Below are 22,499 nucleotides of genomic sequence, written 5' to 3'. Positions count from 1 at the left end.
GCCTGAGCTATGGATGCCTATACCCTATTCCCCTACTGGTTCATCATCGTTTTGCTGATCGTCAATGCGATTGCCGTGGGCCGTATCGAGATCGACATCGAGGACGAACACCCTTCAAACGAACAACATGACTGAATACCTGCAACAACACGGCAGTACCCTGCTCTGCATTACGCTCTACGTAGGGGTGATCATCTACCTCAACCAGTGGTTTGGGAAAATTGCCGCCCGCAATGTCAACGCCTATTACCTGGCGGAACGCAAGATCCCCGGCTGGGTCGTTTCCCTGGCGTTCTTTTCCACCTTCATCAGTACCAGTACCTATATCGGCCAGGCCGGCGAATCCTTCCGCTTCGGCTTTTCCTGGGTGTACGTCGGTTTGATCTGGGTGCTGTTCTGCATTATATCGTGGCTGTTTCTAGGGCCACGCATGCGGGCGCAATCGGTGCGCCTGAAATCGGTGACCGTACCGGATTACTTTCACCTCCGTTATCAGAGTGATCTGTCGCGCGTGATCCGCGTCCTGTCCTCCCTGATCATCCTTTTCGCCACGATGTGGTACATGACCGGGATTGCCAAAGGCGGAGCTAATCTGCTCAGCGTCGTACTGGAGATGCCCTACTGGCTCGGCGCATTTTTCCTGATCTTTTTTACCTGTGCCTATACCGTGATCGGCGGCATGTACGGTGTGATGTGGACGGACGCCGTACAGGGCATCCTCATGCTGATCGTAGCGGCCATGATGGTCGTAATCCCATTTGTGTATGTAGGCGGCTGGGATCCCATGTTCGAAAAGCTTTCCAACCTCAGCCACCCGGGACCGAACGGTGAACCGCTGGGCAATGATCTGCTGGAATTCGGAAAAACCACCACTTTCGCCTACATCCTGGCCATTGGATTTTCCATCGGTATGAAACAGATCTCGGATCCCAAACTCATCATTCGTTTTTATTCCATTAAGAATAAGAAGGACATGCGTTTTGCCATGATCTGGACCCCCATTTTTCTGGGCCTTTCCCTCCTGGCGGTCATGTCCGTCGGTGCACTCGTACACACCATGGTTACTCCGGAACAGGCGATCGGTCTGATGGAAGATTCCGACGAAACGGTCGGTCTGATGTTCAAGATATTCGATAATCCGCTGCTGACCGGCATTGCCATGATGGGCCTCTTTGCCGCGGGTATGTCTTCCCTGGCCAGCGTCACCCTGATTGCCGGCACCAGCATTGTAAAGGACATCTGGCAGATGTGGAAACCCATGACGGACCGGGCCACCGTGCTCAATACCAAATTCAGTATGGTGGCCTACTGCATTGTGGTTTACCTGTTCACGCTCGATCCTCCGGCCGGGGTAGTGGAGATGTCTTCCTTTGCCGGTTCGGTTTTTGCCGCCAGCTTTTTTCCAACCATTTTCGGGGGGCTTTATTTTAGATGGGGAACGGACCTCGGAGCGCTGGCGTCCATGATCGCCGGTATGATCGTTAATTCTGTCTGGCGGTTTGGGATCCGCTTTTCGGTACCCGGCATGGAAAATATCCACGAAGTGTTCCCGGCTTTCGCCATTTCCCTGCTCGTTTACGTGATCGTCAGTAAGATGACCGCCAAACGCAAACCGGACGAAAAGCACCTGGATGTCGTGTTTGGCAAATAAGGGTCATTTTGATCAGTTGGAGATCTAGCCAATGACTGTTCAGGAATGGATCATTGCGAAAGCATAAAATAGTCCTGTTCAGGGAGTGGGAAATAATGGCGATTCAGGATAGAGGCCGGAAAGGTCTGAAAAGGCGTTATAAATACCGAATCCCGGTGCAGGTCCGCGCCAAAACGCAGGGTATCCGGATGGATCAGCAGGGTCTTCACCCCTTCCCTTCCGGATCGGCAATGGGTAATGATCAGGCTCTCGTAGGGTACCGCCCAACTCATCAGTAAGGTATCCATCGGAGCGGAGTCTTCATCCAGAAAAAACCGCTGCTCCTCCGGCGGCGTAGCGGACATCCGCTGTGCTATCCATTGCCACCGTTCTTCAAACGGCGTGTGGTGCGCCGCGATCGTAACCAGTCGCAACACCAGTATTCCCGCAAACAGCCAGAATAGCGTGCGTTCCCTCAGCAAAGGAGTTATGTCAAAAAGAAAAGGAACCATTACGAAAATGGTCAGTGCCATATAATTCACCTCCACGTAGAAACGATTGGTGGCGTTGGGGGCACCGATATGCAGGAGCATGAGGTACCCGAGACCGGTAACCCACACCAGCGCCAGTTTCAGCCAGTATCTGCGATAAGCGTAAAAAGCAGTAACCAGCAGCATGAAAACCGGAAAAAAGTACCAGAGACTGAGCGCATTTTCCAGGAATTTGGCATGCGCCGGAAAGTCAAAATAGTTCGGAAAGAACTTTACGAGATTGGTGGAAAAGGTGCTGTATTTATCGTTGTCGTACCAGTTGGCGAAAATCAGGGATTTCACCGCAAGTACCAGCAGCATTCCGCCGGCCATCAGCCAGTACGGCCGACCGACTAATTTTTCCCGAAGATGCAGACCGAAAAAAGCCCAGAGGAAAAAGAAAGAGATAAATATCAACGGATGGTAATAAGCTAGGATGACCACACCCAGCGCACTTACCAGCCACATCCAGCGCCGATCCTGCCGGGGGAAACGCAACCAATAGGCAAAAAATACCAGTACGGCTCCCAGGCCCTGCTGTTGTTCGGAAGTAGCCCAGTAGAAAGCATCATATACGATCAGGGTATAGAGTAGGACGATGGCCCAGCCCAGTCGGTCGTTTCGCAGCACTTTAACCGTCAGCCAGTAGAAGAACAGGAACAGCAAGGGAAAAGAGATCGAATATAGCAGGGAGACCACCGCCAGCGGGGCTTCCGCTTTGATCGCGAGTAGGGGTAACAACTGCACAACAGCCGAACCAAAGCGGTTGACCATCACCTGTACCGTGCCCTCATTGACCATCAGAAAGGTCTGGTAGGCAATATCCAGAAACCAGGCCCGCTCCCGAAAAAATACGGCAGCCAGGATCACCAGTGCGATCATTCCGGCGTAACCGAGTAAACGAAGAGCGGGCCCGGTAAAGGTGTACCCCTGTTTGCTTTCCATGGGGCCAAAGGTACAAAAAGACTTAGTCTATATAACGCTGCATAATGCTGTCGATACCACTGATCGGCACCCACAGGCGTTTGTACGGCGCTTTGAGTTCCTGCTCCAGTTCGACCATGGTCCGTTCGAGCAGGAAGACATCCAGTATTTTATCGAGGTCTTCCTTTTTCTCCGGCACAAAAATGCTGCCCTTGACCTTGGCCAGATAGGCCTTCAGGAAGATCTGGCTCATATAGTGGAACCATTTTTCCGCCCAGGGTCGCATGGAGTTCCGCTCTTCCTTCCGGATGTGATTGTTATTCAAAAGCCCTTCGTATGCCACATAGTGGAAAGACCGGATCATGCTGGCTACATCCCGCAGCGGGGAGCGCTTCAACCGACGTTCACTGTAGCGCTGGTTCGGATCGCCTTCGAAATCCACAAATACGAAATCACGCCCGGTAAACAGGGCCTGGCCCAGGTGCAGATCACCGTGGGTCCGGATCTTGGCGATATCGATGGTTTCTTTGTAGATCTGCTTCAGCGTATTGAGGATCTCCTGCTTTAAGGGCTGAATACGTGCCACATCATCCCGGTAGTGATCGGGCAATTTTTTGTCGTGCCGGTTCAGCGACTGGAAAGCCTTTCGGACCAGCGACTGGAACGAGGAAAAAAGCGATCGCTGGTAGTGCAGCGAAAAGGACTCGGGACTAAACTGCGGATCCACATCATCGTCGGCCAGAGCCAGGTGCATTTCACCGACCCGCTGGCCCAGCAGTTTTACCATTTCGGCCGTGATCGGGTTCAGCATATCCTTCAGGTCCTTATCGGGAATGGCGTCAAAAGCGACCGGATCAATGATGGAACCCTTTTTAGGCTGACGTGTCGGCGTGGCGCTGAACTGGATATTTTCGTAGTAGCGCTTCAGGTCATCCAGGAGATAAGTCCAGGTTTCCGTCTGATAATCAACGGCTCGTTGCAGCATGCCTAACAGCATGGATCCACCGTCCGGACTCACGTAATCAAACCCGCCCACCAGTCGGGGGGTATGTTCAAAACCTTTGCGTTCGCTCAGGAAACGGGTGATCTCCATATCCGGATTGATCGCCTTATCCAGCTTGCGATACAGCTTCAGGTAATAATCGTTGTTGAATAATATCGACGTATTGTTGTGGTGCCCGGCGATCAGCAGTCTGGATTTGATCTCCTCGGTTTTCTTCAGGTATTTACCCAGTTTCTTTTCGCTGTAATACTGGATGTTACCGTGTTTAACCTTGATCTTTTTATTGCCGGCCACCTGCCGGAAAAGGTATTCCTGCATCTGCGTATCCAGGAATCCGTCAAAAATGAACCCATCCTGATCGCCGACCTGCGCGTGGGCGATGACGCCCTGCGGGTACTGTTCGGGCAGTTTGCTGTTTTCCAGACTGAAACAAAAGGCCAGTCCCATCTGGTAGACATCCGGCAGGCCACTTTCGTATTGTACTTCCAGGATCAGCAGGTAGGCTCCCTTGCCGTTGTAGGGAATTTCCACTTTCTCCAGGATCGACGTTCCCAGGATATTTTTGTCCTTGCCCAGGAACCAGTCGCTGCGCATCAGGTAAGCGGGCAGTACTTCGCTCTCCAGCTTTTCCTGAATGGCCGTATCCATTTTTTGCCACTGATCGAAAGCCACATTCGGGATCTCATCCGGATCCGGCAGACTGGAAGCTTCTTTTTTCAGCAAGAACCAGTGGTAGGCGTGCGGACTGAGCGTGAATATATAGTCATCCTGCTCGGAGACGAGCGGAAAGCGGTTTTTACTGAACACCTCGATCGGCACGTACCCTCCGTATTCGCTGAGGTCCAGTTCCGCCACCTGGGAGAAACGCGACAGATTGACCACCACCAGAATGATCTGATCTTCGTAGGTGCGGGTGAAGGTCAGTACCTTAGAATTTTCGGGATGCAGGAACTCGATCTCGCCGCGACCGAAGGCCTTGAATTTTTTCCGCATATCGATCATCCGCTTCGTCCACCAGAGCAGCGACGAACCGTTGCCCTGCTGGGTTTCCACATTGACCGAGCCGAAATGGTATTCCGGATCCAACACTACCGGCAGGTAAAGTTGCTGGGGATTGGCCTGGGAAAAGCCAGCATTCCGGTCCGGCGACCACTGCATCGGCGTACGTACACCGTCCCGGTCCCCGAGATAATAGTTGTCTCCCATACCAATCTCGTCTCCGTAATAGATCACCGGGGTGCCGGGTAAGGAGAACAGCAGGAAGTTGATCAGTTCTATTTTTTTCCGGTTATTCTCCATCAGGGGCGCCAGTCGCTGCCGGATACCGAGATTGATCTTCGCCTTCGGGTTTTTGGCGTATACTTTGTACATATAGTCCCGCTCCTCGTCGGTGACCATTTCCAGCGTCAGCTCATCGTGGTTACGCAGAAAGATCGCCCACTGGCAGTTGTCGGGGATCTCCGGGGTCTGGTCAAAAATATCCGTGATGGGATAACGGTCTTCCATCCGCATGGCCATGAACATGCGCGGCATGATCGGGAAATGGTAGTTCATGTGGCATTCATCGCCATCTCCGAAGTAAGAGGCAGAATCTTCCGGCCACATATTGGCCTCCGCCAGCAGCATCTTACCGGTGAAGTTCTCGTCTACGTGCTTCCGCAATTTTTTGAGAAATGCGTGGGTTTCGGGCAGGTTCTCGCAATTGGTACCTTCCCGCTGAAAAAGATAGGGCACGGCATCGAGGCGGAAACCGTCCACCCCCATTTTCATCCAGTGGTCGATGATCTTAAATACCTCTTCCTGCACCTGGGGATTGTCGTAGTTCAGATCCGGCTGGTGGTGGAAGAAACGATGCCAGTAGTACTGTTTGGCTACGGGGTCCCAACTCCAGTTGGAAGCTTCGTAGTCCTGAAAGATGATCCGGACCCCTTTATATTTCTTTGGATCGTCCGACCAAACGTAGTAATCCCGCTCCACCGATCCTTTGGGCGCCAACCGGGCCCGCTGGAACCAGGGATGCTGATCGGAGGTATGATTGATAACCAGTTCGGTGATGACCTTGAGATTTCGGTCGTGCGCTGCCTTGATGAATTTTTTGAAATGCTTGATCTTTCCGTAGGAAGGATTGATGTTGTAATAGTCTGCGATATCGTAGCCGTCATCCCGTAGTGGAGATGGGTAAAAAGGCAAGAGCCAAATTGCGGTCACACCGAGGTCTTCCAGATAATCCAATCGGTTGAGCAATCCCATGAAATCACCAATACCATCGTTATTGTGATCCATAAAGGCTTTAATGTGCAGCTCGTAGATAATGGCATCCTTGTACCAGTGGAGGTGATCGTCAATTTCCTTGTGGTTTTTTGTCATAATCCGGTTTGAAGTCATTTTATATTTGAGAGAAAATTTTACTTAGTTTAGATAAATACCGGGGAGACGGCCGGGGCGCGCTGCCCTTGCTGCCGGCAAAATACGTTCGGGCAAAATGACAAATCATTGCCACTAAAGGCCGCGGTACCAGTCCCTTAAAACAATAGCATTACAGTGATGATCGTACCGAATACGCAAGCATTTGTTGAAGGAGTAACTTCCTTTCCGGTGGTCAGCTATTTCGTACCGGGAGTTACCGACAACGAGAATCTGCCCACTCTTTAAATACGAATATTTTAAAGCATGTTCAAATTTCAGGTCATCAGAACCAAATATTGGCGGGCTATAAACAGATGGACGAGGGGTCCGATCGGTTCAGAAGTTGATCGCGGTGGGCGGATGGCCGGCTGTTTTCTGGCAACCGGCAAACCTACCGCTCTGAGTAAATCTAACAATTCCTCCCGGAAAAGGATGCATAATCCAGGGAACTTTTCCGGTTTTGGTCCAGATCCGCACTTTCCAACTCCTCTTTTCAATTCGGGAAAGATTACCAAAACTTTTGCCTAAATTCGAGCTTCTGGACTAGTATACTTTCAAAACTCTAAACTTATGCCAACTTTTCGCAGTACCAGGCTGGGAGTGCTATCCTTACTCCTGGTCTTCTTCTTCAGCATCTCACCCGCTGAAGGTCAACGCAATACCACATCTTCATCAGCCGGATACGACGAAAGCCTCTACAATGCGCTGGAATGGCGCAACGTCGGCCCGTTTCGCGGTGGTCGCTCCGCGACGGTAACCGGTGTGCCCGGCAAACCTAACCTCTTCTACTTCGGATCTACCGGCGGTGGTGTCTGGCGCAGCAAGGACGGTGGACAGACCTGGGAAAACATTTCCGACGGTTATTTCGGCGGCTCCATCGGAGCGGTAGCGGTTAGTGAATACGACAATAACGTGATCTACGTCGGCGGTGGTGAAAAGACCGTTCGCGGTAATGTTTCCTACGGTTACGGCATGTGGCGTTCGGTAGACGCCGGCAAGACCTGGACGCATATCGGGCTCGACAATTCCCGCCACATCTCCCGGGTACGCATCCACCCGCGCGATCCGGATCTGGTTTACGCCGCAGTAATGGGCGATCTGTATAAATCCAGTGATGAAAGAGGCGTTTACCGCAGTAAGGACGGCGGTAAGAACTGGGAACGCATCCTGTTTGCCAATGCCGATGCCGGTGCGGTAGACCTGATCCTCGATCCCAACAACCCCCGCATCCTTTACGCCAGCACCTGGCGCATTCGCCGGACGCCCTACAGTCTGGAAAGCGGTGGCGAAGGTTCGGCGCTCTGGAAAAGTACGGATGGTGGTGACACCTGGAAAAACATTTCCGGCAACAAAGGCCTGCCCGAAGGCATCTGGGGGATCAATGGGGTAACCGTGTCTCCGGCCAATTCCGAAAGAGTCTGGGCCATTATCGAGAACGACAACGGTGGCGTATTCCGCTCCGACGATGCCGGTGAAACCTGGACCAAACTCAACGATGATCGCAACCTGCGCCAGCGGGCCTGGTACTACAGCCGGATCTACGCGGATTCTCAGGACGAAGACATCCTCTATGTGCTCAACGTTCGTTATCATAAATCGACCGACGGCGGCCGCACCTTTGAATCCAATAATGCCCCCCACGGTGACCACCATGACCTCTGGATCGCTCCGGAGGACAACCAGCGGATGATCATCGGGGATGACGGTGGCGCTCAGACGAGCTTCGACGGTGGTGAGAACTGGTCCACCTACGGCAACCAGCCGACGGCCCAGTTTTACCGCGTCATCACGGATAATCATTTCCCCTATCGCATTTACGGCGCCCAGCAGGATAACTCCACGGTTCGGATCGCACACCGTACCTCCGGCCGTTCTATCGGAGAAAGCGACTGGGAATCTACGGCCGGTGGCGAAAGTGCGCACCTTGCCATCGATCCCGATAATCCCGAGATCGTTTACGGTGGTAGTTACGGCGGCTTCCTTACCCGGGTGAACCACGCTACGGAGCAGGCCCAGGCGATCAACGTCTGGCCCGACAACCCAATGGGTTACGGCGCGGAAGGCATGAAATACCGCTTCCAGTGGAACTTCCCGATATTTTTCTCCCCGCACGAATCCAGTAAGCTGTATGCCCTGTCCAACCAGGTGCATGTATCCTATAACGGCGGGCAATCCTGGGAGATCATCAGCCCCGATCTAACCCGTAATGATCCCGAGAAACTGGTATCTTCCGGTGGGCCCATTACCAAGGATAATACCGGGGTAGAATATTACTGTACCCTTTTCGCCGGTGCGGAATCTCCCTACGAAAAGGATCTGATCTGGATCGGATCCGATGATGGTCTGATCCACATCAGCAAGGATGGCGGAGAAAACTGGGAAAATGTCACGCCCGGCCGCATGCCGGAATGGATGATGATCAATAGTATCGATCCCGATCCGTTCGTCAAAGGTGGAGCCTACGTGGCCGGTACCCGTTACAAACTCGGCGACTACGAGCCGTACCTGTACAAAACCGAAGACTACGGTAAAACCTGGAAAAAGATCGTGAACGGTATCCCGGCGGATGAATTTACCCGTGTGGTCCGGGCCGATCCAAAACGCAAAGGTTTACTGTACGCCGGTACCGAAAAAGCGATGTACATATCTTTTGACGACGGTGCCAACTGGCAGCCGTTCCAACTGAACCTGCCCACAGTTCCGATCACGGATCTGACCATCAAGAACGACAACCTCATTGCCGCTACCCAGGGACGGGCCTTCTGGATGATCGATGACCTGACGCCGCTGCACCAACTGAACGAGACGGTAGCCGGATCCGATTTCTACCTGTACCAGCCCATGCCCAGCTATCGCATGGATGGCGGTTCGGGACGGCCTTCCAAAACCGAAGGACAAAATCATCCGGGCGGGGTAATGGTACACTACTACCTCAAGGAAAAACCCGCCGATACCACCGCCGTGAAGATCGCCTTCTACGAAATGGACGGCGACCTGATCAAGGAATTTTCCACCGATGCCAAGGAAAGAGGCAATCAGATTGACGAGCTTAAGGCCGGTGGTAACCGCTTTGTCTGGGATATGCGGTATCCGGATGCCAAAGATTTCAAAGGCATGATCCTCTGGGGCGGCAGCATGTCCGGACCGGAAGCTGTACCCGGAAAATACCTGGTAAAACTGACGGTAGGTGATGAGACCCTGGAACAGGAATTTGAGATCCTGAAGGACCCGCGTTCCGAATCTTCGATCGCCGACCTGCAGGAACAGTTTGACTTTGTACAGGGTATCAATACCAAGGTTTCCGAAGCCCACCAGACCATCATCGATATCCGGGATGCCCGCGATCAGATGAAATCTCTGAGCGAGCGGATGAAAACGCAGGAAGACAGCAAAGATATCCTCGATAAGATCAAGGCTATTCAGAAAAGCCTGACCGAGGTAGAGGAAGAACTGTACCAGACGAAGAACCGCAGCCGGCAGGATCCACTCAACTATCCGATCAAACTGACCAACAAACTGGCTGCCGTAAAATCCCTGTCGGACCGCGGCAATTTCGCGCCCACCGAACAGGCCAAACAGGTGCGGAAAGAAATTACAGAAAAGATCGACGATCAACTCCAGATCTACCGCGAGGTGATCAACAACGATCTGCCCGAACTGAATCGCATGGTTCAGGAAAAGGCCGTCGACGCGATCATGCTCCAAAAGCCCAAGGTGGTGAATTAAGCTGCCACCTGCATGAGCATCGATGCATTAGCCGGTGCAGTCCCTGGTGGACTGCACCGGCTTTTTTTATTACTGCGGTACGGCCTTTTTCCAGCCGGCCGCCAATTGGGCGGACAGGTCTTGCACCACCGCTGCGGAAGCCTCCCGATCCGCGACATTTTCTTTTTCGTGGGGATCATTCCGCCGATCGTAGAGTTCCGCCTTCACGTATTCGCCCCGGGTACCCGTCCGGTGATCCCAGGTATACCACTCGATGTAGTGATAGTCTGGGGTATTGATCGAATAGCCCATATACCGTCCGCCATCGGCGGCTACCCGGGGGCGGCGGTGAAACTGGCTGAAGGCCGCCGTTTTCCAGGCCCGCTCCGGATCCTCCAAGAGCGGAACGAAACTGGTACCCTGGGCGTAATCGGGGATCTCAATGCCGGCCAGTTCACAAAGCGAGGGGAACATATCCACCAGCTCGACGATGGCACTGGTCTGGACGCCCCTCTTTTCCTGCCCCGGATAACGGACGATTAGCGGTACCTGCAGATCGATATTGTAGTTAGTCATTTTACCCCAACTGTTGTGATCCCCCAGTTTCCAGCCGTGATCACCCCAGACAATTATGATGGTATTGTCGTACAGATTCAGGGCTTTCAGGTGGTCGATGAGGTCTCCCAGCAGGGCATCTACGTAGCTCACACTGGCGTAATATCCGTGCTTCAGGATACGGGCCGTATCCTCACTCATCCGGTAGGCGGAAGTGGGATGACCGATATGGCCGAAACCGTCGTAATGGCGAAGTTCATACATGGAGTTCATGGACCAGATCGGGGCTCCTTCCGGGATGTCCGGATTCGGGGCCAGTGGAATGGATCCGGGATCGTACAGATCCCAGTACTTTTTGGGTACCGCAAAGGGAAGGTGCGGCCGGAAATAACCGAGCCCAAAATAAAACGGCTGATCCGTTTTGGCCAGGCGGGTGAGGGTTCGTTTGGCCAGTTCGGTCTGCGCTCCGTCGTAGTATAGCGTATCGTGCACATCGGCGTCCTCCCAGGCGGGGCCGGTGTTCCATCCGTCCGCATAGCGCACCGCCTGCAATTGCAGCAGGGAATCCCTTTTGATGGCCTGCGACTGGTTGACCGATTCGCTGATATAGAAGGTTTCTCCGTCCCGACCCAGCCAGTCGGGTCGAAGATATTGGGCCGGGCGCAGATCCGGCTCGTGCCACGATACCGAATCCGGCATATAATTGTGAAAGATCTTGCCGATATTGACCGTATGGTAGCCAAATTGGGTAAAGTACTGCGGCATGGTAACCGCCGCCGGATTGATCTCCCGGAACTTGTCCCCAAGATGCCAGACCCGGGTGGAATCCGGGCGCAGGCCCGTCATCAGACTAGCCCGGGAAGGAGCACACACCGCCGCCTGGCAGAATACCTGCCGGAAGGTCATGCCTTCACCGGCCAGCTCGTCGAGACGAGGCGTAACCGCTACGGGGTCTCCGTAGGCACCCAACGTAGGTCGCAAGTCATCGATGGAAACGAACAATACATTGGGTTTTGCCGGCTCTTTTGGTTCAGTGTAGCCCGACGCGCAGCGGATCAGCAGGCAGGCGAACAACAGTAGTTGGAGTATTCTTTTCATGAATATTGGCAGATGATCAATCAGTAAATTGGAACCATCCGACCAAAGTAGTGACTCCTGCTATTTTATTACAGTGATCCGGGCGTAAATCGCCAATCCATTCACTCTCCAACCACTATCGGCCGACTTCCCCTTTTTCCGGCCTGTTCCAGTTGTAACCAATACATGCCGACGGGGAGATCGCCGGGCAATTCCACCTGCAGTTGATCCGGCTCTCCGAAACGGACCTTATTAAACACAGGTTTTCCGGCCGCATCGTACAGCGACAGGCGAACCTGCTCCCCTACCCCAGCTTCCGGTAAACGGACCTGCAGCGCATCCCCGGCTGATACGGGATTGGGGTAAACCTGAAAGGCCAGCGCCGCTTTCGGTTCCCGGGTAGCCACCGGATTGCTTTCCACCAAAAAGGCCAGATCCCAGTACAGCGGCGGTACCGGGATCTCCAGTGTACCGTTTTGGGCAAAGACCGTCTCTGAGCTCAGTTGTTCCCCGGAAAGGCAATCGTACCAGGTAACGGTATAGCCACCATCCGTGAAGTCGCTTATTTTTAGTGTGCCGCCGACGGCCGGATCGGGAGCCCCCTGCTCCTGTACCGACAGGTGGTTATAATCTTTGTTGAGCACCCAGCCCGCCGCCACGCTTGCCCTGTCGGAACGGAGCGCATAGGCGTCCACCCGGGAGCCCAGGCCGGAAAAGGCATAGGAAGCGATGGTGATCCAGTCCGTTCCGGTATTGTCCACAGTGATGATATTGGGTCCGGCACTGATCGGTACGGTGAAATTCTGGCGGGTTCCCGCTGCCTGATCCAGCACTTTGGTACCGTTGACCGTTATGGCGATCCGGGGGTTCGTACCCGCATCCGCATTGGTGGTGACGGTAAAAGCTCCGTCTTCCGGAAAATCAGCTACAAATGTGGGTGGACTGCGAAAACCGGTATTCCACTGGGATCCGTACAGATAGATCCCCAGGTCAGCCCCGGCCGGGGAGGTACCACCGTTCTCGTCAATGGTGATGGTATCCGTCCCGATGCCCGACCAGCCAAGCGTGGGCGTAAGCAGCAGATCACCGCTCACGCCGGTAACAAAAGCTGTGGCCGGTCGCAGGTCTTGCTCCAGGAAGGGTACGGTATTCGCCACATTGGACATCGGTGCGAAGTGGTAGTACAGATCCCGCGGATGGATGTAATTATCCCACCACCAGCTCATGCCCGTGCCCAGACCGCCGCCGAACAAGGTCGCCCACATCGCATTGTGGATATGGATACCGTCCGGATCGGTATTGGCCAGGCTGCTGTTGCCTCCCAGCCCAAACTCCCCCGTCAGGGTTGGTTTTCCGAATTCGTAGAGGTAGCTGGTAATGCCGTTCACCAGGGCCTTTTGCAGATTGGTCGTATTCAGGTAGTAATGGGTCTGGGTCAGGTCAATATCCGGATTGGCCCAAACCATGGGATCCTGCGCTTCATCGGCAAAGCTGGTCGTGACCAGGTGCTGATAGGGATCGATTGATTTCAGGTAGGCCGCCATTTCCGCGTGCCAGTCGGCAATACGGCCCTGGTTCTGCTGATAATTATCGGTCCAGCCCACTTCGTTGAAGAGTTCCCAGGCCATGATCGAGCGGGCGTATCCCCAGCGGGCCACGATGTAGCGCAGGCGGTTGCGGGTATGAGCCCGGGCCGTCTCATCCGTAAAGAAGTCCCAGGTATTCTGGCAGGTGCCGCCGTTGATCATATTGTAGGGACTATCACTCCAGTTGGGATTCACCTGGGAAGAGACCTGGCCGTGGTGTTGAATGCACAACATGATGAAAATGTCCAGTTCCGCACAGAAATCGAATAACCAGTCTTGGTAGGCCATATTGAGTTCCTTGTAGCGCCGCAGTCCGGCAAAGCCATTCCAGCCATTCTTCCATTCGATACCCAGTCCCCAGTGCGCCTGCCACAGGCGAATGAAATTACCGCCGTTAGCGCTCAGTGCATTCAGCCATTGGGTGTAATCAAGTACCGCATTGCCATTCTGCCAGGCCATATTCTCACCTACCGGAATGAACTGCTCGCCATTGTCGAAATGCAGATAATTGGTCTGATTGTTCCGCACGAAGCCCCGGTGTTCGCTGCCGGTGCAGGTGAAGCCGGCGGGTTCCGGCGTGGTACTCCCGGCCGCGTTGGTGATCCGTACGGCGTACTGCCAGGTGCCCGGCCGGGGAGGTGCAAAGCGGATCTTAAAGCGCCCCGTTCCGCTAAACTGAACGTTGCCCGTACCGGTATCCAGGCTGAACTCCTCCATGTAAAAGCCATCAACCTGGAAAGTCTCTCCGTCCGGTGCCGTGAATATGGCATGCACTTCGATCTCTTCGTAATCATAGGGATTGACGAAGGTTCCTTCCAGATCGATGTTCAGTTCGAATTTCTCGTATTGAGCTACGGTCGTATGCACAGCCTCCATGGATTTTACTACGGGCAATTGAGCGTGGAGCAAGATAGGCACAAAAAACAGCAGGGTGGCGTGTAGATATTTAGGCATTCGATAATCGTTTTGCGGTGATCAGTAGAGCGTGGCCCTTTTCCAAAATAAAGGTAAATAGCCAACCTCTGCGATTCACTGGCCGGATTTAACAAAATGCGGGGGAAATGGTAACAATAGCCCACTCACACCAGGCGTAAACTGCCTTTTGTTGCAAATACCCCCCAATTTTGCAGCTTTCCCCCACCCTGCACTGCGCCTTCAATCCAGACCTTTAAGGGTAGAAAATGCGGATGACGGAATGCTTCATCCCATCGGGAAAATTGCGCATGAAAGCGACCGGTGTGATCCGGCGCTCATCGGGCCGCAGCCCTGAAATCCCAAACTGCACAACCTATGCAGACTACGATCAATAAAGCATTAAGGGCGCAGCTGCAACAACCGGCCCTTCGCCTGAAAAATGCGCTGGAGCAGGAACTAGATCATTTGCTGCACTGGTGGGCCGGTAACCTGACCGACGAGCAGCACGGCGGCTTTTACGGCCGCATAGACGGCCACAATCGTATTCACCCGACTGCAAATAAAGGCGTTCTCCTGAATACCGGGCTCCTCTGGGCCTTCTCGATCGCCGGCCGTACCTGCCAGTCCCCCGTCTACCGGAGTCTGGCCGACCGGGCCTGGTACTACATCCAGGCGCATTTTATCGATGATGTCGAAGGAGGGGTTTTCCGGGAACTCGATTTCCGGGGAGCACCCATCCGGACCCAAAAACAGGTTGACTCCCAAGCTTTTTCCATTTATGCTTTTTCCGAGTATTATCGGCTTTCGGGTAATCGGGAAACACTCCGCCTGGCGCAGGAGATCTTTTTTCTGCTGGAACGTTACAGTTTCGATAAGGAAAAGAGTGGTTACCTGGAAGCCCTTTCTCGGGAATGGATGAGACTGGATGCTAAAGAAAATGCAGTGAAAACCCTGCACACCCACCTGCACCTGCTGCAGGCCTACACGAATCTCTATCGCGTTTATCCCGATCCTTCCGTACGGGATGCCCTGCGGGCGCTGATCCGCTGTTTTATCGATCAGTTTATCGATCCGCAGAGTTGGCATCTCCGGTTACATTTTGATGCAGACTGGACCAATATTTCCACCACGATCTCGTTTGGGCACGATCTGGCAGTGAGCTGGCTGCTGACCGATACGGCGACGGTACTGGGAGATGCTAGCTTGCTAAACCAATGCCGAGAAATTGCGGTAGCAATGACCCGGGCCTGCCGGGCTGAAGGTGTCGATAATGACGGTGGCTTTTTTTACGAAAGAGTGCCCGGACAATACACTGATCACGGCAAATACGCATGGGTGCAGTCAGAGGCCGTCGTAGGTTTGCTCAACGCTTTCCAGATCAGACAGGAGGCTGAAATGTTCCTTGCAGCCCAACGATCCTGGGACTTTATTGAAAGGGCCATCAGGGATAAAGATGGCGGAACGTGGCACCGGAAAGTCAACCGGGAACAGGTGCCCGTGCGCAGTGAAGATAAGGTGGGTTCCGGTCACAGTACCTACCATCACGTCCGGGCCCTTACGGAAGGGATCGAACGGATCAATACTTTTTTGTAAAAGAGAGATGGTAGAGTCCCGGAAAGGGCTGATGCCGATCCAGCTATTTTGGGACTCTACTCAAACCTCTACACGCAAGCTGTCCGTAGGGACAGGCTTCTTTAAAGTCTAACAAGCTTCTTTCAGCCCAAGACTTTGATTACAGCTTTATCAAAAAAAGTTAAGCGTTGGGACCGGTCCGCCTGGCCAGGTTACCTTTTGGGTCGGCCCAGCCATTGCACCCCGGAAAAGCATCGGTAATCCGGTCGCAATTTCGGATCAACGCCTTTTGCCAAGGTGCTGAAATGCTGCGGATCATTTTACCCGATCGGAGATCAGGTCCTTCAGCTCGGAAAAAAACTGGATCAACTCCACATTAGAGAAGTAGACCCGGGAATCATAGAGATAATTGTTGTTATTGGGATCGGAGATGATCAATTTTTGATCGTCTTCATATTTGTCAAAATTCAGGTTAATGAATTCGTACCAGGGAAAGAATTTATAGGCATGGTCAGCCGCAAATTCGTCTTCTTTTTTCTTGAATAGTTTGGCATCCTGCTTCTTTTTTAAATTCAGCCCCACCCCTTTCCGGGTCAGAATGACATCCCCGATGTAAGACAGCGGAGCGTCTTCGTAATCGGTAATGTTGTACTTGGTAATCAGTTCCCGTACGTGCTTCAGGTGCTCGTAAGCGCCGGCTCCCTCGCTCATACATTCTTCCACACAGAGGAAAGCCTTGGTCTGTCCGGGCGTATAGTAGCGGTCATTGTATTTTTCGCAAAGTGCCGGGATCTTCTCATCCACATCGGCCAGATTGAGCAGGCCGCCTTCGATCACCAGATACTTCACCGTTTCGCACTTACTGACATCCAGTATGATGCGGTTGGATTCCGAAGAACGTTTTACGCATTCGCTGGAATTAACGTAAAAGATGTCCAGTCCGCGGAACAAAAAGGTCTGACTGAGGCCCTTTTCCCGATTCGAGTAGTTCTGGATCTCCACCAGAAAACTATTCGGCTCGTTGTAGCTGGACAAGGTAAGTTTCGGCATTTCGATCGTGACCTGGGGTACGGTATTATCGATCATATTGGTCGCATCGGCAGTGGCGCCGCTGGTTCCGCGAAAATAATCGGTCAGGTCGATGATCACCGGTGCCTGACCGCTGCCGGGCGTTACCCGGATCAGGTCATTCCCGATCTGTTCCAGAAAGCGGGAAGGTACGAGACTCAGGATGTTACCGGAGCGGGGATTGGAAGTTTTCGCCACGATCCGGATACCGCTGTCATCCCAGGAAAGGGTAACGGGCAGTTCCCGCAGGTTGGGGATATTGCTGGAACCACCGGACTGGGCCGGCGCGGTTGAGGAAAATGCCAGAGCAAGCATCGTGAGGATTAGCATAAAGGTATTTCTACGCGACATTGTAAAAAAGATTTAGTGTAGTTAATCAAATTTGGATCTAGTAGACACCGGCCGCTTTTCTTTGAGCTGGCGCCAGGGTACCGTCCGTTTCCGGCAGGAGAATATCCTCCGAATAGGCCCGGAGTACTTCCCGGTCGTTCAGACTTTCCAAAAAGGCGGCGATGGCCTCCTGTTCGTCATTACTTAGGTTCAGAGCGCCCGGGGGGAAATCAGCATTGGCGGCATGCGGGCGACTTGGATCAAAAAGGTACGCGAGGGTTTCCCGGATGTCGTTAAACAATCCGTTGTGCATATAGGGGGCGGTAGCAGCCAGATTACGCAGGCTTGGCGTTTTGTAGTAGTATCGGTAATCCTGAGCCAGCGCCGCAAAGGGCGGGTGTGCTTCCAGCCCGGGATCACCGTCCCGGAGATCAGCCCATTTCACCCCCAGGTGGATGCCGTGGGAATGGTACTCCTGCCGGCGGAAAAAGGGTGGCTGTAAGCCCGAGAAAAGCGGTGCGAAATGGCAACTGCCGCACATGGCTTTCCCCATAAAAAGATTATACCCGGCCACGGCTTTGGGATTAAGGGTAGTGTCCCGGTCCCGGAAATAGTGATCTAAGGGGGAACCAAAGCTCACCAGGCTTCCGTTGTAGGCGGTCAGCGCTGTGACGACCTGATTGGAATCAATACCCCCAGCCGTGGAGAAACAGTCGGCAAACAGCGCCCGGTAGCTTTCGGAAGTATTAAGTTTTGCCAGGATCTCCGCCATGGAGGTCCGAAATTCCTGGGGATGGTATACCACCGAAAGGATCTGCTCCTGGATACTGGCCAGGCTGTTGTCGTATTTGTAATATCGGTTGAATACACTGTTGATCAGCGAAGGTGCATTGCGTTCCAGCCCGGCCGAGAAGTCAAAACCCCGGCTGGTTGAACGTCCGTCCGAAAAGGCCTTTTGCGGTTTGTGGCAGGAGGCACAGGTCCGTTTGTTGTTGCCCGACAGGATGGGATCGTAGAACAACAATTCCCCCAGGCCTTCCAGATCTTTCAGTTCCACTCCCGCGGGCATGTCGGACAAAAATTCTTGGCGGTTGAGCCAGTTTTCCGCAAAGGGCGAAGCTCCTTTCCAATTCAGCGTTCGGGTCCAGGCCGGGATCTCGGCCCCAAACCGTTGCAGGGCCAGTTGTTGCAGGCTTGTCCAGACCGGCTGTAAGGTATCCCGCAACAGCGCGGCCCGGTCCAATTGGTCAAATTCGGTGCCTTCCAGAGCAGCGTACAGATCCCGCAGTTGGTCCAGAGCCTGATTCCAGGCTTTAGCATCCGTCATTTCCGGACCGAACCACTCCAGATATCGAATATGGGACCGTAGAGCGGCCCGGTAATCGGAAATAACCTCCGTAGGATCGAGCCGGTCAAAACCGCTCAGGGTCAGGAAATACTGCCGATACTGGTCGAGTAAGAGGGAGAATAACCAGTCCTTCGGCCAATGATCGATCCCGACTTCCAGGGCACCAACCGTCCGGGCCAGCAGGCTGTCTATGCGCTGAATTCCGATGGTATCTACCGGACCGCCCAGTGATCTTTCGATCAATTGCAGGGCTCCCGCCTCCGGATAACGCGCATCGTAGATCGCGTCCCGGCGCACCCAGTGCACGGAATTATTGAGCTGGGCCAGTTCGTCCGTGTTCAGCAGGATCGCCAGGAAGCCCTCCACGGTTTTGTAGGCGCGTTTCAATTGCTGGTAGCGAGCCGCCCTTTCAGCCGGGTCCTGCTGCTGCACGGATTTGAACCCTTCCCATTGTTGAAGCAATTGATCCAGGTCTTTTCGAATTTCCTTTTCCAGGCTTTTTTCCAGAGTACTGCGGTTGGCAGCGCCGCCGCCGATCAGGGTAATGGCGACCATTATGCCGATAACGGCCAGGTATTTCATGGATCCGATACATTATTGCAGCCGCAACTGCGTGGATGGCAAAATAGCCGAAAACGCATTGTTAGAAAGGGGAATATTGAGAGCCCGGACACTGACATCCTGATCCAGTTCCCCCAATACCCCATCATTAATACACTACATGCGTTTCTTTAATCGGCCGTTTCGGCGTGGTATTTCTTTTGCATATTGCGGACGTAGGCGGTAACCGACTTGACAATGACCTTACCGTCTTCGTATTTCAGTTCGAGATCGCGGAAATCTATATTATCAAAATTTTCCTTGAATTCCTCGGCCTGCTTATCGGACACCTTGATCTGCAGTTCTCCCAGCTTTGGGGAATGGATCGCGAAGTACTTCTTATCGGCATTGTATTCGCCCAGGACCATTCCCTCTTCCCAGAAGGCATAATTCGTATAGTACTTCAGAACGGTCTCAGCGACTTCTTCCCGAATATTTTTGCGGTACTTATCCCGCTGGTTCATGCGGCGGGCGTGCTCAGCGGCACTTTCGAAATCTTCTTTCCGGGTCCACTCATCGAAGCGTCTTTTGGCCAGTAACTCGATCCGTTCGGGAAGATCCGGGAATCGCCAGATGCGAATGGAGCCATCACGACTGGCGCTGACGATGCGGCTACCGTCGGGACTGTAGATGACTTCTTCTACATCGGAATTGTGGACATTGCGGCTCAGGTCCATGATCATGCTTTGGGTGGCGAGGTCCCACAGCTTCACGGTATGGTCTCCGCCCGAGGTGGCCAGCACGGTACCGTCCGGATCGAAGGCTACCGACCAGACATCCGTCACATGGCCCGGCAGGTCGAATAGTTCCACGCCTTCCACCACATCCCAGACGCGGGCTTTGTTATCCCAGGCGCCGCTGGCCGCCAAGCGGTCATCGCGGCTCCACTCTACATCCCAGACCTCATCCGTATGGCCGGAAAAGGTCTGCATTACTTCGCCGGTCTCGACATCCCAGATCCGCAGCAGGTGGTCGCCGCTGGCGGACATGACCTCCGTACCCTCGCTGTTGAAACACACCGAGGTCACATTGTCCTGGTGGCCGGCAAAGATCTGCAGGCGTTTACCGGAATTGATGTCCCACACGATGGCCGTGCCGTCCCAACTGGCGCTACACAGTTTGGTGCCGTCCGGACTGAAGGCGAGATCGCGTACATAATCGCCGTGCCCGGTAAAAGTGGAAATGCGGCGACCGGTCTCCACATCCCAGATGATCACTTTTTTATCGACACCTCCGCTGGCGATAAAACGCCCTTTCGGGGAATTTTTAATACATAGGATATCGTCGGTATGTCCTTCGAGGGAACGAACCAGTTCCCCGGTTCTCGGATTCCAGACATCTACGGTATTGTTGCCACCGCCGCTGACCAGATAAAATCCATCGGCAGAGAAGTCGATCGCGATCACGGGAGATTTCGTAACAATGCTTTTTTCGAGATAAGGCGCAAAGGTCTGGGCCAAAGAAAGGTTATAGATCAGGCAGAAGCACAGCAGAAAAAGCTTGGCTTTTAAAAGTTGCATGATAAGGGTATTTGCTACACGGCTGACACACACTAGCCATGAGTTAGATTTAAAATAAGGTTTCCGCGGGGAGTCCGGCACTGCAAAGTCAGTACCGGGATCTTTTTCGGCCGATCCGGCCGGCGGTTCTAATCACCGCTCGCAACGTGGTACCGGCGATTCAGGCCTTTCAGATAAGCCGTCAGCGACTGTACCTGTACGTGGCCGTCCACAAAATTCAGCTCCAGGTCCCTGAATTCGACCCGATCGAATTTTTCCTTGAATACCTCCGCCTGATCGAGGGGCACTTCAAACTGGAGTTCGCCCAGTTTGGGAGAAAAAATGGTAAAGGTTTCCTCGTCGGCATTGTAGTCTCCCAGCCGGATGTCCAGTCCCCAGGGTGTATTGGCTACGTAGTAGGCCAGCATTTTGTCGGTGTAATCCACCTTCATCTGGCTGATGCGCTTGTCCTTTTCCTGCATCCGGGCCTCGTATTCCTCGGTCTTTTCCAGGTCTCCCTTTTTCGTCCAGTCTTTGAGTTTCTGGTCGGTCAGCAGGCGGATGCGTTCGGCCAGGTCCGGCATTTTCCAGACGCGGATGGTACCGTCCCGGCTGGCGCTGGCGATATGTTGCCCGTCCGGACTGCAGGAGACTTCTTCCACGTCGGAAGTATGCAGTTCCCCGGAAATGTTCTGAATCAGTTCTCCCGTAGCCAGATCCCAGAGTTTGACGGTTTTATCCCCTCCGGAAGTAGCCAGAACCAGGCCGTCCGGATCGAAATCGACGGACCATACATCCGTGATGTGGCCGGGTAATTCCAGGATCTGCTCGCCGGCTTCAATATCCCAGACGCGCGCCTTATTGTCCCAGCCCCCACTGGCGGCGAAACGGCCGTTCTTACTCCATTTGACATCCCAGATCTCGTCGGTATGTCCTTCCAGCGTTTTGATGACCTGGGCCTTTTCCAGATCCCAGATCCGCAGCAGGTGATCGCCACAGGCAGTAATGACTTCCGTGCCGTCCTGGTTGAAACCGACGGCGGTCACATTATCCCGGTGATTGCCCAGGGTTTCCACCCGGTTGCCGGTGGCCACGTCCCAGAGGGCGGCGGTCCCGTCCCAGCTGGCGCTGCACAGGTAACGACCATCCGGACTGAAAGCAAGGTCCCGAACGTAGTCCCGGTGACCCGCCAGCCGGGAGATCACCCGGCCGGTAGAGAGTTCCCAGATAATTACTTTTTTGTCGACACCGCCACTGGCGATAAAGCGACCGTCGGGTGAGTTGCGCACGCAAAGTACGTCGTCCTTATGGCCTTCAAATGACTTGACCAGCCGGCCGGATTCGGCATCCCAGACATCGACGGTGCGGTTGCTCCCACCGCTGATCAGATACTTGCCGTCAACCGTATAATCAACGGCAATGATGGGCTTTTCAGTAATGATACTGAATTGAAGATTGGCGGGTTCTTTCTGAGCGTGTACCGGGCCGATGCCAAAAACGACCAACAGAAAGATCCACCTGGTGTAGTTTGCAAATAACATTGTTAAGAATTTAGTGAAGAGGTTTTCTATTACGCTCAGGTTGGGGCAATACGATCCCGGGCCAATCACCGCACCTAAGTGTGATTGGGGTCAAAGACCTGCACCGTCGGCAACAGCCGATAGCAGCGGCCGTACCGATCCGGTCATCCGGCGGCAGTAATAGCTACCAAATGAAATGGGAAGTATTCCTTTGGGTGAGACCTCAGTTCC

Annotated in this window: 12 protein-coding genes; 4 read left to right on the top strand and 8 right to left on the bottom strand. The window is 53.7% G+C overall.

What is annotated here, in order from left to right:
• Positions 1-9: 9 nt before the first annotated feature.
• Together CRP01_RS43245 and CRP01_RS38205 are read left to right on the top strand one after the other, a co-directional pair.
• Positions 10-135 carry a hypothetical protein gene (locus CRP01_RS43245; protein ID WP_262510348.1) on the top strand — a complete coding sequence of 42 codons (126 nt, stop codon included), beginning with the start codon at positions 10-12 and terminating at the stop codon, positions 133-135.
• On the top strand, positions 128-1,651 hold the full coding sequence (locus CRP01_RS38205) for a sodium:solute symporter family protein (RefSeq protein ID WP_222845920.1): 1,524 nt from the start codon (positions 128-130) through the stop codon (positions 1,649-1,651). The genes CRP01_RS43245 and CRP01_RS38205 overlap by 8 nt, the downstream gene beginning before the upstream one ends.
• Before the next feature lie 50 nt (positions 1,652-1,701).
• Here the strand turns inward: CRP01_RS38205 and CRP01_RS38200 are convergent, their stop codons facing one another.
• Together CRP01_RS38200 and treS are read right to left on the bottom strand one after the other, a co-directional pair.
• On the bottom strand, positions 1,702-3,105 hold the full coding sequence (locus CRP01_RS38200) for a hypothetical protein (RefSeq protein WP_099155378.1): 1,404 nt from the start codon (positions 3,103-3,105) through the stop codon (positions 1,702-1,704).
• 22 nt (positions 3,106-3,127) lie between these two features.
• On the bottom strand, positions 3,128-6,454 hold the full coding sequence (gene treS, locus CRP01_RS38195) for a maltose alpha-D-glucosyltransferase (protein WP_099155377.1): 3,327 nt from the start codon (positions 6,452-6,454) through the stop codon (positions 3,128-3,130).
• 609 nt (positions 6,455-7,063) lie between these two features.
• Between treS and CRP01_RS38185 the strand changes: the two genes are divergently transcribed.
• A complete protein-coding gene (locus CRP01_RS38185; protein WP_099155375.1) occupies positions 7,064-10,219 on the top strand; it encodes a VPS10 domain-containing protein in 3,156 nt (1,051 codons plus the stop codon).
• Positions 10,220-10,288: 69 nt separating this feature from the next.
• Here the strand turns inward: CRP01_RS38185 and CRP01_RS38180 are convergent, their stop codons facing one another.
• Together CRP01_RS38180 and CRP01_RS38175 are read right to left on the bottom strand one after the other, a co-directional pair.
• Positions 10,289-11,851: a sulfatase gene (locus CRP01_RS38180; protein WP_099155374.1), complete on the bottom strand. Its 1,563-nt coding sequence runs from the start codon at positions 11,849-11,851 to the stop codon at positions 10,289-10,291.
• A gap of 101 nt (positions 11,852-11,952) precedes the next feature.
• Positions 11,953-14,370: a DUF5060 domain-containing protein gene (locus CRP01_RS38175; protein ID WP_099155373.1), complete on the bottom strand. Its 2,418-nt coding sequence runs from the start codon at positions 14,368-14,370 to the stop codon at positions 11,953-11,955.
• Positions 14,371-14,706: 336 nt separating this feature from the next.
• On the opposite strand from CRP01_RS38175, the gene CRP01_RS38170 reads away from it, so the two are divergent.
• Entirely contained in the window at positions 14,707-15,924 is a 1,218-nt protein-coding gene (locus CRP01_RS38170) for an AGE family epimerase/isomerase (protein WP_099155372.1), read from the top strand.
• 294 nt (positions 15,925-16,218) lie between these two features.
• Here CRP01_RS38170 and CRP01_RS38165 read toward each other — a convergent pair whose 3' ends face one another.
• From CRP01_RS38165 to CRP01_RS38150, 4 genes are all read right to left on the bottom strand, one after another.
• Positions 16,219-17,322, bottom strand: a complete 1,104-nt coding sequence (locus CRP01_RS38165; protein ID WP_143473728.1) for a hypothetical protein — start codon at positions 17,320-17,322, stop codon at positions 16,219-16,221.
• Between the two features lie 37 nt (positions 17,323-17,359).
• Positions 17,360-19,231, bottom strand: coding sequence for a cytochrome-c peroxidase (locus CRP01_RS38160; RefSeq protein ID WP_099155370.1), 1,872 nt, complete (start codon positions 19,229-19,231; stop codon positions 17,360-17,362).
• A 149-nt stretch (positions 19,232-19,380) separates the two neighbouring features.
• Complete coding sequence (locus tag CRP01_RS38155) at positions 19,381-20,769, bottom strand: WD40 repeat domain-containing protein (RefSeq protein WP_099155369.1); 1,389 nt, start codon at positions 20,767-20,769, stop codon at positions 19,381-19,383.
• A gap of 128 nt (positions 20,770-20,897) precedes the next feature.
• Positions 20,898-22,289, bottom strand: a complete 1,392-nt coding sequence (locus tag CRP01_RS38150; protein WP_099155368.1) for a WD40 repeat domain-containing protein — start codon at positions 22,287-22,289, stop codon at positions 20,898-20,900.
• Positions 22,290-22,499: the final 210 nt, after the last annotated feature.

The organism is Flavilitoribacter nigricans DSM 23189 = NBRC 102662 (assembly GCF_002646595.1).
In the GTDB taxonomy this organism is placed as follows: Bacteria; Bacteroidota; Bacteroidia; order Chitinophagales; family Saprospiraceae; genus Flavilitoribacter; species Flavilitoribacter nigricans.
This window is presented reverse-complemented; position numbering and strand designations above follow the sequence as displayed.

Excerpts from the sequence above, each read along its gene's own strand:
- CRP01_RS38155 (WP_099155369.1), bottom strand. The coding sequence starts at position 20,769 with ATGCAACTTTTAAAAGCCAAGCTTTTTCTGCTGTGCTTCTGCCTGATC.
- CRP01_RS38185 (WP_099155375.1), top strand. The coding sequence starts at position 7,064 with ATGCCAACTTTTCGCAGTACCAGGCTGGGAGTGCTATCCTTACTCCTG.
- CRP01_RS38200 (WP_099155378.1), bottom strand. The coding sequence starts at position 3,105 with ATGGAAAGCAAACAGGGGTACACCTTTACCGGGCCCGCTCTTCGTTTA.
- CRP01_RS38170 (WP_099155372.1), top strand. The coding sequence starts at position 14,707 with ATGCAGACTACGATCAATAAAGCATTAAGGGCGCAGCTGCAACAACCG.
- treS (WP_099155377.1), bottom strand. The coding sequence starts at position 6,454 with ATGACAAAAAACCACAAGGAAATTGACGATCACCTCCACTGGTACAAG.
- CRP01_RS38205 (WP_222845920.1), top strand. The coding sequence starts at position 128 with ATGACTGAATACCTGCAACAACACGGCAGTACCCTGCTCTGCATTACG.
- CRP01_RS38160 (WP_099155370.1), bottom strand. The coding sequence starts at position 19,231 with ATGAAATACCTGGCCGTTATCGGCATAATGGTCGCCATTACCCTGATC.
- CRP01_RS38150 (WP_099155368.1), bottom strand. The coding sequence starts at position 22,289 with ATGTTATTTGCAAACTACACCAGGTGGATCTTTCTGTTGGTCGTTTTT.
- CRP01_RS43245 (WP_262510348.1), top strand. The coding sequence starts at position 10 with ATGGATGCCTATACCCTATTCCCCTACTGGTTCATCATCGTTTTGCTG.
- CRP01_RS38165 (WP_143473728.1), bottom strand. The coding sequence starts at position 17,322 with ATGTCGCGTAGAAATACCTTTATGCTAATCCTCACGATGCTTGCTCTG.
- CRP01_RS38175 (WP_099155373.1), bottom strand. The coding sequence starts at position 14,370 with ATGCCTAAATATCTACACGCCACCCTGCTGTTTTTTGTGCCTATCTTG.
- CRP01_RS38180 (WP_099155374.1), bottom strand. The coding sequence starts at position 11,851 with ATGAAAAGAATACTCCAACTACTGTTGTTCGCCTGCCTGCTGATCCGC.